Below are 11,272 nucleotides of genomic sequence, written 5' to 3' on the forward strand. Positions count from 1 at the left end.
ATAAAAGCTCCGGTTAATAGACAGCCCGGGCTACTTGCCGTACGCTGTCAGAAGCCATAAACGAGTAGAAATGAATACTTGGAACGCCTCTCACCATCAGGTCGCGACATTGTGCGATACACCATTCTATTCCGACTGCTTTAGCCTCGTCGTCGTTTTTACACTGACGGAGGGCTTGGGTCAGCGGTTCGGGGAAGATGCAATGGAAGATCTTCGGGATCACCGTCAGCTGATCTTTGAAAACGATCGGTTTGATACCCGGAATGATCGGAACGGTTACCCCCTCTGCACGCATCCGCGCGACGAAGGCGTCATATCGGTCGTTGTCAAAGAACATTTGCGTGACCAGATATTCCGCTCCGTTTTCCACTTTCATTTTGGCGTATTGGATGTCCGCCTCCATCGAGAGGGCTTCTTCATGCATCTCGGGATAACAGGCCATCCCGTACGAGAACGGGGTTTCGATATCTTCGATCCGAGAACCGTCGAGTGCGATGCCTCGGTTGAAATCGTTCACCTGACGTTGCAGATCGGTGGCATGATCGTGATACAGTTCCGGATCTTTCGTCAGATCGAGTCGTTTCACGTCGCCGCGCAGCAGCAGCAGGTTGTTCACGCCGAGGAAATTCAGGTCGATCAGGCCATATTCCGTTTCATCTTTCGTGAAGCCTTTGCATACGAGGTGTGGTACGGCCGTGATCCCGTATTTGTTCTGAATGGCCGAGGCGATGGCCACCGAGCCGGGACGTTTACGGAGGTTGACCGTGCGGATAGACCCGTCCGGTTCTTCTCGCTGAATCACTTCGCTGTGATGAGAAGTGATATTAATGTATTTCGGTTCGAATTCCCGCAGCTTATCGATGACCTGATATACGCTTTGGATACTGTTACCTTTCAGCGGCGGAAGAATCTCGAATGAGAAGGCTGTACGTTGGCTGTTTCTTATTAAATCAATGACTGTCTTCATAATGTTGTAAAAGCGGGGGCTTCGATGTCGGTCATCGGCGCCCCTGTTCCGTTTCTCTTTTTGCGTGCAAATTTAGCCAAAAAGCGCGACATTCCGTATCGGTGTGCTAAAAAGCTTCCTCTTTACGCTGTCGGTCAATGCCGAAGCGAGCCGGCTTTCCGATAATCTTTGCAGCGATGTTTTTTATCTTTCATCACCTCTTTCAGCTGGCAGCCGGTGCATTTGTCGCAAGGCGACGCATTGCCCCCGGATAAGATTTTGTACAAGTTCCATCCGGCTATTCCGAAGGCCACGATGCCGATGAAGATGACTGCGATTTCTTGCCACATGATACGTTAAACGATGAGATACCGACCAGATTGTTCGAGGCGTCTGAACATCTTCCGGCGTCGGAAGTGAAACAACAGGGCTGCGATGCTCAGCCCGAAAATAAACCCGCCCCACACGCCCACCGCTCCGAGGCCGAATACGAAGCCGAGCAGGTAGCTGCACGGGAGATTGATGCAGAGATAGGCGATAAAGGCGTAAACCATCACGATTCTGACGTCGGTAAGGCCTCGCAGAACTCCGGCGCCGACAGTTTGCAGCCCGTCCGATACCTGAAAGATACCGGCCATGATAAGCAGCTGTCCGCCGATGTCGATCACCGCCGGATCGGACGAAAAGGCGCCCGCTATCTCGTGACGGAAGACGATCAGCAAGGTCCCGGCGATGGCGTTGTAGACAAGGCAGAGGTGCATCGAAGCGTTTCCCGCCATACGTGCCGCGCGCAGGTCACGCACGCCGATCTGGTGGCTTACGCGCACCGTCGTGGCCGAACCGATGCCGAGCACGATCATATACGTCAGGTGTGACATGTTCTGCGCGATCTGATGCCCCGCCTGAGGCGTAGCCCCGAGCCATCCGACCATGATGGCCGAGAGAGCGAAAGCGAGCACTTCGAGCAGCATGTGCGCCGCGATGGGAGCGCCTACTTTGACGAGCTCCCATAGCCGTTTCCGGCTGAACAACCTCCACCGGAAAGCCCGAAAATAATCCCACCACACGTTACGCATCCGCATGGCGACGACGAACAGGATGGGCATAATCAGCCGCGAGATCAGGGTAGAGACCCCGGCGCCCAATACGCCAAGCTCCGGAAAACCCCATTTCCCGAAGATCAGGGCATAGTTAAGGATGATGTTGATAACGTTCGAAACGATGGTAATCACCATCGCCACCCACGTATTTCCCATACCTTCCATAAACTGTTTGATCGCGAAGAAATAAAGAAACGGAACGAGGCTGAGCGTAAGGCTGTGGAAATAGGGAATGGCGCACTCAACTACGGCTTTGTCCTGACCCATGTAAGGCATCAGATACGTCGTTCCGTACAGCAGACCGCATGTAAAGAGCGCCGACAGCGTAGCCAGCGTCAGCGAGTTTTGGAAAAGCTCCGTCGTTCGTGCGCGATGGTGCTGCACGTAGGCCATCCCCACCAGCGGAGTCAGTCCCATCAGTATGCCGATGGAAAAGATAAATCCGATGATGAACACGGACGAGGCGAATGAGATGGAAGCCAGTGGCACCGTCCCGAGCTGCCCGACCATCAACGTGTCGACCAGTTGCACGATCGCCCCGCCGAGTTGGGTGAACACAATCGGCAACGCCACGTTGAGGTTACGTTTATAGAAAGGTAAGTATGTATTTAGTCGGTACGCCATCCGGATGCCGGGTTTGCTTTTTTAAAGGTACAAATTTAGCTAAAATCCTCGAGTTTTTACACCGGGCAGATAAAAACAGAAGGCCGACGCTCTGTTTTCTGTCCCCTCCTCTGCGTGTTCTTAGCCACAATTTTACTATCTTGGAGGAAAAAAAATTAAAAAAATAATTATGAACAGCACTCGAACAGTTGCCGGCCTTGATGTGCACAAAGATAGTATTTATCTCTGTATTATGGGGGATGACCAGGGCATTATTTGGGAAAATACTTATGGAGTGCTTACTCCCGACTTGCGTGAGATGCATCATGACATGAGAGCACATGGTGTCACCGAAGCAGCCATGGAGAGCACAGCCGTCTATTGTCGTACATTCGTTCGTCCATTATTCATGGTAAACGCCGAACAGTGTATCGCGTAACTTGGGTTAAAACAGAGATTCATTTTCTTGCTCCGTATTTTTCAAAAACGAGAGCCTCTTTTCAGCTAAAAAACATCTATCTTTGCGGTTTGATTCAAGTTTAAGCAAAACAGATTACATACATCAATGAAAGTATTGAAATTCGGCGGTACGTCGGTAGGCTCCACGGAAAGTATCCGCAGTGTCAAAAAGATTGTTGAGGCTATTGAAGAGCCTGTTATTGTTGTTGTTTCCGCATTGGGAGGGATCACCGACAAACTGCTGAAAACGTCTGACCTTGCGTCGAAAGGGGAACCGGCCTATCAGCAGGAATTTGCCGAAATCGTCGCACGTCACCGCGCCATCATCGAAGGCGTTGTGCCGAAAGCAGAACAGGAAAAGGTAGAGAAGCAGGTAATGGAGACGCTCGACGAGCTGGAGAATATTTTTCGTGGCGTCTTTCTCATCAAAGATCTATCGCCCAAAACGTCCGACACGATTGTCAGTTATGGCGAACGGCTTTCGTCGTCGATTATCGCGCACGTCATCAAGGGAGCTAAACTCTACGATTCACGCCGATTTATCAAGACCGTCAAGCAATTCAACAAACATATCGTCGACTTTGAAGAAACGAACAAACTGATCAAAGCCACTTTCGAGTCGCTTCCACAGGTGGCGCTCGTGCCGGGATTTATCTCGTCGAGCCGCGAAAACGACGAGGTGACGAACCTCGGCCGTGGCGGATCCGACTATACGGCAGCCATTTTGGCAGCGGTGCTGAACGCTTCGATTCTGGAAATATGGACAGACGTTGACGGATTCATGACGGCCGACCCACGTGTCATCGACTCGGCGTATGTCATCGATCACCTCTCGTTCACCGAGGCCATGGAGCTCTGTCACTTCGGCGCCAAAGTCATCTACCCGCCAACGATCTACCCGGTACTCCGCAAAAATATCCCGATTCGTATACGCAACACTTTCAATCCCGACGCGCCGGGCACGTATATTTCGAAGGAAGCCCATACAGGCCGGCAAAAAGGCATGATCAAAGGCATCTCATCGATCAACGACACCTGTCTGATCACCGTACAGGGACTGGGTATGGTCGGTGTCATCGGGGTTAACAGACGTATATTCAAGGCGCTGGCACAAAACGGGATCAGCGTGTTTATGGTCTCGCAAGCCAGTTCCGAAAACAACACGACATTTGCCGTGAAAAATGAGGATGCCGATTTGGCCGTCCGCGTACTCGACGAAGAGTTTGCCTTGGAGCGATCGCAGGGCGAAATGAATCCGACGATCGCCGAGAAAGGACTCGCCACAGTGGCCATCGTGGGTGAAAACATGAGGCATACCCCCGGCGTTGCCGGCAAACTGTTCGGTACGCTCGGAAGTGCGGGAATCAGTGTCATAGCCTGCGCACAGGGAGCTTCCGAAACAAACATCTCGTTCGTCATCAAACTTGAGTCGTTACGTAAAGCGTTGAACTCGATTCATGACTCGTTCTTCCTCTCCGAATATAAGGTACTTAACCTCTTCCTCGTCGGTATCGGTACGGTAGGTAGCCGTCTGTTGGAACAGATCCAACAGCAGCAACCTAAGCTAATGAAACAGAATAGACTAAAAATCAATGTGGTAGGAATTGCCAATTCCAAACGCATGTTGCTGAATCGCGATGGGTTGGATCTGAAGACCTGCATCAAAGAACTGAAGACAAAAGGCACACCTTCATCGCCCGAAGCCTTGTATGATGAGATCATCCGGATGAATATTTTCAACTCCGTCTTCGTTGACTGTACTTCGAGCGAAAAGATTACCGCAATTTACGAAAAACTGCTGGATAACAATGTCTCGGTTGTAGCGGCCAACAAGATCGCTGCCTCGTCTCAACAGCAAAATTATCAACTGTTGAAAGAAACTGCCCGAAAGCGTAGCGTGAAATACCTTTTCGAAACGAACGTAGGTGCCGGTTTGCCCATTATCAACACGATGAACAACCTGATCAACAGCGGTGACCATATCCTCCGGTTAGAGGCCGTCGTTTCAGGCACGCTGAACTTCATTTTCAACACTGTCAGCGAAAAGGTATCGCTGAGTCAGGCTATCCGCATGGCTGTCGACGCCGGGTATGCCGAACCTGACCCGCGTATCGACGTGAGTGGCAAAGATGTGATCCGTAAATTAGTGATTCTGGCACGCGAAGCGGGTTATCAAATCGAGCAGAAGGACGTAAAGATAAAACCCTTTATTCCTGAACAATATTTCGACAGTACGCTGGACAATTTCTGGAAACAGATTCCGGAGCTTGATGCTTCCTTCGAAGAGAAACGTAAAAAAATCGCTGCCGCAAACAAACGGCTACGCTTCGTCGCCAGCATGAAAGAAGGTTCGTGCGAAGTCGGACTGAACGAAGTAGACAGTCATCATCCGTTCTACGAATTGGAAGGCAGCAACAATATCATCATGATTTCGACCGAACGCTATCATGACTATCCGATGATCATCAAGGGATACGGAGCCGGAGCGGCCGTAACGGCAGCCGGTGTGTTTGCCGACATCATCTCCATCGCAAACGTCCGCTGAGGCAAAATGAAGTATCTCGTTGTCCTCGCAGACGGTATGGCGGATGAGCCGATCGCCGAGTTGGGACATCGCACACCGCTGCAATATGCCCGAACGCCTTATATGGACCGGCTTGCAGCATTGGGAGTAACCGGACGCCTGCGCACTGTCCCCAAAGGCTTTGTGCCGGGCAGCGAGGTAGCTAACCTCTCCGTATTGGGTTATGATCTGCATACCGTTTACGAAGGACGCGGCGTGCTCGAAGCGGCCGGTATGGGAATACGATTACAACCGGACGAACTGGCCATTCGGTGTAACCTGCTCTGTGTAAAGGGAGAATTGTTGAAGAGTCATTCGGCCGGAGACCTCACGGACGAAGAAGCCGAACAGCTCATCGTTTTTCTCAACAACGAGTTGGGCGATGAGAACATCCGGTTTTATCGCGGTTTGTCGTACCGGCATCTGCTGATCATCAAAAAGGGTGACAAACGGATCGACTGTACGCCTCCCCATAACATCCTTTCGCATCCGTTTCGCCCGGCTATGGTCAGGGCTCAAACACCCGAAGCCGGCCCAACAGCGGCCCTTCTCAACGAACTGATTCGAAAATCGCAAGACATACTGCCAGCCCATCCGGTCAACCGCCGACGGATCGATGAAGGGAAAGAACCGGCCAACAGCATCTGGCCATGGTCGCCCGGATATCGTCCGGCCATGCAGACTTTAAAACAATTGTACGGTATCAACCAAAGTGCCGTCATCTCGGCCGTCGACGTGATCCGTGGCATCGGCGTATATGCCGGCATGGACGTGATAAGCGTCGAAGGAGCTACCGGCAGGCACGACACGAACTACGAAGGCAAAGCACAAGCCGCTATGCGAGCGTTGCAAACACACGACTTCGTATATCTGCATATCGAGGCAAGCGACGAGGCCGGGCACGCAGGCGATGTAGCACTGAAAATCCGCACCATCGAAGACTTGGATTCTCGGATTATCAAACCTCTATCCGAAAGACTGAATCAATGGGAAGTCCCGGTCACGATCGCGGTACTGCCCGACCATCCTACGCCATGCGCTCTGCGTACGCACACCGACACGCCCATACCTTTTCTGATCTATCGTCCCGGAATAACACCCGATGGGGTGACTCGCTACGATGAATTTTCCGTACGGCACGGACAATACCCGTTGCTCAATGACAACGAGTTCATGAAAGAGTTACTAAAAAAGTAGAAACGGGAAGAGTTAGACTTCCGTCATCACCTCGCTCAGTTCCTTCTTGACGGAACGTTTCACATCCGTGTGATCGGGATAACCGACGGGAAGAATGGCAACCGGCCGTTGATTTGACGGCAAAGCAAGAAGTTCGCTGCATTTCACCACATCGAAATTGCATACCCAGCAAGTACCCAAACCAAGATCGGCAGCAGCCAGACAAAGATGCTCGATCGCAATGGCCGCATCAATATCGGCATGATTCTTACCGTCGGCTTGTCGTACCCAAGCGTTCGCATCGTCGGCACAAATTACGATATAAAGAGGCGCTTGAGCAAACCAGTCCCTCGCATAACATTGCCGCAGCCGGTGCTTCTTCTCTTCGCTCTTCACTACGAAAAAGTGCCATGGCTGCCGGTTCACGGCCGAAGGCGCGAGCCGCGCGCATTCGAGCAGATAATGTAATTTCTCGTCTTCCACTGTCTGCGATGTATAACTCCTGACGGAGCGTCTCTTTTTTGCAAGTTCCAAAAAGTTCATCATACGTTATCGGTTGTTTTCTTTATCTTTCTTTCCTTTTTTCCACAGCTGATAGCTATTAATCATATTCTGCCACAAGATATATCCCGAAGGCGCGATCGCCGTCAGCGGATGTAGATACGTCTGCGCCATCCAGATAGCGAGGATCGTATTCTTTTGCCCGAGCCCCTGCCCCGACGACACCGGATCGCCATAATAACGACCGATGCGACGACCGAGTATAAATTGCAACACACATAAAACGAGCGACACACCCAGCAAACCGTATTCTGTTTGATGGTCGACATTATCCTGATTCAGCATAAACTGAACGGTGATGCCCGTCACTACGGTCAGGGCAACAGTCCACAGATAGAAAGCCATACGCGGCATACTCAGCAAAAAACGGTGTACCCGAGGCGTCCATCTCCGAAGCGCCAACGCCACAAACAAGGGGAGGATGAGCAGCGGAAAAACTTTCTGGCAGATAAACCAGACCGACTGCATAAACGTCATCTCATCGCCATGCACACCGGTCAAGGTGAAATAGACGGGGGCGGCCATAGCCACAGCCATATTGCAGAACAGCAGATAGGCCGTCAGGAAGCCGACATTGCCACCCAACATCCCCGTAATCACGGCTGCCGCTGTCGCCGTAGGAACCAGCATGCAGAGCATCGCGCCCTGCGCCACGACAGCGTCGAACGGACGTAGCAGCCAATAAACGGCTGCGCTCCCGACCAGCTGAATCACTAACAGCCGGAGGTGTGCCGGATGAAAGCGAATATCCTTCAGCGAGATTTTACAGAACGTGAGCAGCAGCATCGTAAAAATCAAGTAGGGTGTCAAAAAAGAAAGGCGGCTGACCCATGGATGGGCCAGCGCGCCTGTAATCATGGCGATCGGAAGGATCCAATCTTTTATGAATTTCCGCACTTCGGTTACCGTTTATAGTTCGTCTCCGATTCGGAAACTTACGTTACCGGATCGGGATATACTGCACGAACGCCTCGATAGCCTCGTACGAAGCCAAACCGAGTTGCTTGTACATCTCGGCCGTCGCACGGTTGCGGTCTTCGGCACGTTGCCAGAAGAGACGTTCGTCATCGCCAAGGAACGGAGCGCTTTCAGCCTGCGACTGATGCTTGAGGATGGCGTTCCGTTTGTAACGCAACTCTTCCGGGCTGATCGGCACGGCCATTTCGATATGGTCCATCTCCCATTCTGCCCATGCACCCCGATACATCCATATACGGCAATCCTTCATCCACTTCTGGTCTTTCACCTCATCGATCGCGGCCAACGCGGCGTCGAGACACACTTTATGCGTTCCGTGCGGATCGGCCAGGTCGCCGGCGACAAAAATCTGATTCGGCTTCACATCGAGCAAGAGTTTCTTAATGATCTCCACATCTTTCTCGCTGATAGGGTTCTTCTTCACCAGACCTGTTTCGTAGAACGGCAGATCGAGGAAATGTACATTCTCATCCTTCACACCGGAATAACGACATCCGTGACGCGCTTCTTCACGACGGATCGTACCCTTCATAAACAACACATCGGGACGTTCGGGTTTACCGTCTTCTTTCTTATCGTAGCGCAGATATTGTATGATCTCTTCCGCTTTTTTCCGGATCGTCTTATCTTTCGGAGAATACTTATCACATACATCGCACAGGTATTCGCAATACCGGATCACTTCCTCGTCGCCTACGGCAATGTTACCCGACGTCTGATAAGCCACATGCACATCATGATGCTGGTCGCACAGGCGACGCAACGTTCCGCCCATCGAGATCACATCGTCATCGGGATGCGGGCTGAAGAGGATCACTCTCTTCGGATACGGCTCGGCACGCTCCGGACGGTTCGAGTCGTCGGCATTCGGTTTTCCACCCGGCCATCCGGTGATGGTATGCTGAATATCGTTGAATATTTTGATGTTCACATTGTAGGCCGATCCGTAGAGCGCCAGCAGCTCGCCAAGCCCGTGTTCACTGTAATCCTTGTTGGTCAGCTTGAGGATCGGTTTATTCGTCAACTGACAGAGCCAAACGATCGCACGACGAATCAGTTTGTTGTCCCATTCGCAAGTCGTCACGAGCCACGGATGGCTGATACGTGTCAGGTCGTAAGCCGACGAAAGGTCGATGACCGCTTTAGCATTCGCATGATGCTGGAGGTAGGTAGCGGGCAAAGCATCCGTCACCGGATTTTCGATCGTTTTGCGGATAATATTGGCTTTATTTTCACCCCACGAGATCAGCACGACTTTCTTCGCATCCATAATCGTACCGAGACCCATCGTAATCACGCCCGCGGGCACGTTTTCGATCGAGCTGAACAACTGCGCCGATTCCTTGCGCGAAGTGTCGTCCATCAGTACCAAATGCGTACGTGAGGCAACCGACGTGCCGGCGCTGTTGAGACCGATCGTGCCTCCCTGACCGATACCGAGCAGCATATAATCAATGCCTCCGCATTCGTTGATCTTCTGTTCGTAGCTTTGGCAGAACTCATAAATATCATTTTTGTTCATGAAGCCGTCCGGGCTGTAGATGTTCTTTTTCGGAATATCCACATGATTCAGGAACACTTCCTGCAACTGATGCAAATTGCTGTTCGCCGCGTTCGTCAGCGGATAAAATTCGTAAAGCAGAAAAACGATCACATTCTTAAAGCTCAGTTTTTCTTTTTTATGCATCTGAATGAGGTGTTGAAAAAGCGTATGCGGCGAACGTCCGCCCGGTATAGCCATGACGAACTTCTTCTTAGCCTTTTGCTTTTCCCTGATCTCGTCGGCGATCTCTTTGGCCAACGCTGCCGAACCTTCATCCATCGTCGCGTAGATGTGTGTCCGTATCTTCTCGAAACGTGTCAGCGAAGTGTACTCGTAAGCATTTTCCGGATTGTAGTATCTTTCCGGTATACGCGTCAACGTAATTTGTGAACTTAAATTATTTCTCATTATCTATCGTTTATTATATTTGATTTTTTTTCCGCACAAAGGTACGAAAAATATCGTCTCACGCGCCGTTTAAAGACAATTTGCAGCAAACACCATGTTGCAGCATCGTGTACACAATAAAAAACTTTTGCCGTCCGGTAAAAATGGATACTCTGCCCCCCCCCCCTTTATTCATTGTTGATAGAGGCGGTTTTACATTAGGGGGGCGGAAACGGTAATCACGATAAAAACGCTTGTTTTTATGAGTTGAAAATGACTCATGGCTGAATCATTCAAAAAATCATCCCAGTAACCGTTTTTTTAAGTAGCCGGAGTAATCCTGCCCCCTCTCCGAGGAGAGGTTTAAGGGGGGGATGAGACGGGTTTTATCCCTTTATTTAATGCAATAACCCCATCTGCACAGGGGGTAAAACCTCTCTATATGGGGGGCAGAACCCCTCCATAAGAGGGGCAAAACCCCTCCATGAGGAGGGCAAAACCCCTCCATGAGGGAGGTAAAACCCCTCCATGAGGGGGGCAAAACCCCTCCATGAGGGGGGCAAAACCCCTCCATGAGAGGGGCAAAACCCCTCCATGAGAGGGGCAAAACCCAATGTTGTCCTAAATAAAGTATGTCTAAACGCTTTTCGGTCAATATGGTTTCAGCCGTTACCAATCAAGGCAAGGTTCAGTTTATGATTTACTCGGAAGCAATGAACGCAGAGCGATTAATAGAATTTCTAAAACAATTAATCCAATCATCAAGAAGAAAAATATATCTCATCTTGGATAATCTTAAAGTTCATCACAGCAAAGTAGTAAAAGAATGGGTGGAAAAGAACGAGGGCAAAATCGCATTGTTTTTTCTGCCTTCCTATTCACCCGAAATGACCCCTGATGAATACCTGAATTGTGATTTGAAACAAGGGCTGTCAGCCAAGAAATCCCCTAAAAAT

9 protein-coding genes and 1 pseudogene are annotated in these 11,272 nt (G+C 50.7%); 4 read left to right on the top strand and 6 right to left on the bottom strand.

Annotated elements, in window-relative coordinates:
- Positions 1–13 precede the first annotated feature (13 nt).
- From EII41_RS08920 to EII41_RS08930, 3 genes are all read right to left on the bottom strand, one after another.
- Complete coding sequence (locus EII41_RS08920) at positions 14–967, bottom strand: methylenetetrahydrofolate reductase (protein ID WP_124790300.1); 954 nt, start codon at positions 965–967, stop codon at positions 14–16.
- A 134-nt stretch (positions 968–1,101) separates the two neighbouring features.
- Positions 1,102–1,296 carry a FeoB-associated Cys-rich membrane protein gene (locus tag EII41_RS08925; RefSeq protein ID WP_124790301.1) on the bottom strand — a complete coding sequence of 65 codons (195 nt, stop codon included), beginning with the start codon at positions 1,294–1,296 and terminating at the stop codon, positions 1,102–1,104.
- 6 nt (positions 1,297–1,302) lie between these two features.
- Positions 1,303–2,670, bottom strand: coding sequence for an MATE family efflux transporter (locus EII41_RS08930; protein ID WP_124790302.1), 1,368 nt, complete (start codon positions 2,668–2,670; stop codon positions 1,303–1,305).
- A gap of 202 nt (positions 2,671–2,872) precedes the next feature.
- Here EII41_RS08930 and EII41_RS08940 point away from each other — a divergent pair, with 202 nt between their 5' ends.
- The 3 genes from EII41_RS08940 to EII41_RS08950 all read left to right on the top strand — a co-directional run bounded on the left by EII41_RS08940 (position 2,873) and on the right by EII41_RS08950 (position 6,868).
- The gene (locus EII41_RS08940) at positions 2,873–3,088 is read left to right on the top strand and encodes a hypothetical protein (protein WP_260425534.1); all 216 of its coding nucleotides are present in this window, start codon (positions 2,873–2,875) and stop codon (positions 3,086–3,088) included.
- Positions 3,089–3,214: 126 nt separating this feature from the next.
- Positions 3,215–5,653 (top strand): bifunctional aspartate kinase/homoserine dehydrogenase I, encoded by a 2,439-nt coding sequence (gene thrA, locus EII41_RS08945; protein ID WP_124790304.1) that lies wholly within the window; start codon positions 3,215–3,217, stop codon positions 5,651–5,653.
- A gap of 6 nt (positions 5,654–5,659) precedes the next feature.
- Complete coding sequence (locus EII41_RS08950) at positions 5,660–6,868, top strand: cofactor-independent phosphoglycerate mutase (protein ID WP_124790305.1); 1,209 nt, start codon at positions 5,660–5,662, stop codon at positions 6,866–6,868.
- Positions 6,869–6,880: 12 nt separating this feature from the next.
- On the opposite strand, the gene EII41_RS08955 is transcribed toward EII41_RS08950, so the two are convergent.
- The 3 genes from EII41_RS08955 to EII41_RS08965 are packed head-to-tail and all read right to left on the bottom strand — an operon-like array spanning position 6,881 to position 10,337.
- On the bottom strand, positions 6,881–7,390 hold the full coding sequence (locus EII41_RS08955) for a nitroreductase family protein (RefSeq protein WP_124790312.1): 510 nt from the start codon (positions 7,388–7,390) through the stop codon (positions 6,881–6,883).
- A 6-nt stretch (positions 7,391–7,396) separates the two neighbouring features.
- Positions 7,397–8,305 (bottom strand): bile acid:sodium symporter family protein, encoded by a 909-nt coding sequence (locus EII41_RS08960; protein ID WP_124790306.1) that lies wholly within the window; start codon positions 8,303–8,305, stop codon positions 7,397–7,399.
- 43 nt (positions 8,306–8,348) lie between these two features.
- Positions 8,349–10,337 (bottom strand): glucosamine-6-phosphate deaminase, encoded by a 1,989-nt coding sequence (locus tag EII41_RS08965; RefSeq protein WP_124790307.1) that lies wholly within the window; start codon positions 10,335–10,337, stop codon positions 8,349–8,351.
- A gap of 620 nt (positions 10,338–10,957) precedes the next feature.
- Between EII41_RS08965 and EII41_RS08970 the strand changes: the two are divergent.
- Positions 10,958–11,272, top strand: a pseudogene (locus EII41_RS08970) (IS630 family transposase); the annotation flags it as partial.

The organism is Tannerella forsythia (assembly GCF_003860135.1).
Classification (GTDB): domain Bacteria; phylum Bacteroidota; class Bacteroidia; order Bacteroidales; family Tannerellaceae; genus Tannerella; species Tannerella forsythia_A.

What these genes read in the sequence shown, in the direction of transcription:
- EII41_RS08930 (WP_124790302.1), bottom strand. Translation starts at nt 2,670, where the DNA reads ATGGCGTACCGACTAAATACATACTTACCTTTCTATAAACGTAACCTC.
- EII41_RS08965 (WP_124790307.1), bottom strand. Translation starts at nt 10,337, where the DNA reads ATGAGAAATAATTTAAGTTCACAAATTACGTTGACGCGTATACCGGAA.
- EII41_RS08955 (WP_124790312.1), bottom strand. Translation starts at nt 7,390, where the DNA reads ATGAACTTTTTGGAACTTGCAAAAAAGAGACGCTCCGTCAGGAGTTAT.
- EII41_RS08925 (WP_124790301.1), bottom strand. Translation starts at nt 1,296, where the DNA reads ATGTGGCAAGAAATCGCAGTCATCTTCATCGGCATCGTGGCCTTCGGA.
- EII41_RS08920 (WP_124790300.1), bottom strand. Translation starts at nt 967, where the DNA reads ATGAAGACAGTCATTGATTTAATAAGAAACAGCCAACGTACAGCCTTC.
- thrA (WP_124790304.1), top strand. Translation starts at nt 3,215, where the DNA reads ATGAAAGTATTGAAATTCGGCGGTACGTCGGTAGGCTCCACGGAAAGT.
- EII41_RS08950 (WP_124790305.1), top strand. Translation starts at nt 5,660, where the DNA reads ATGAAGTATCTCGTTGTCCTCGCAGACGGTATGGCGGATGAGCCGATC.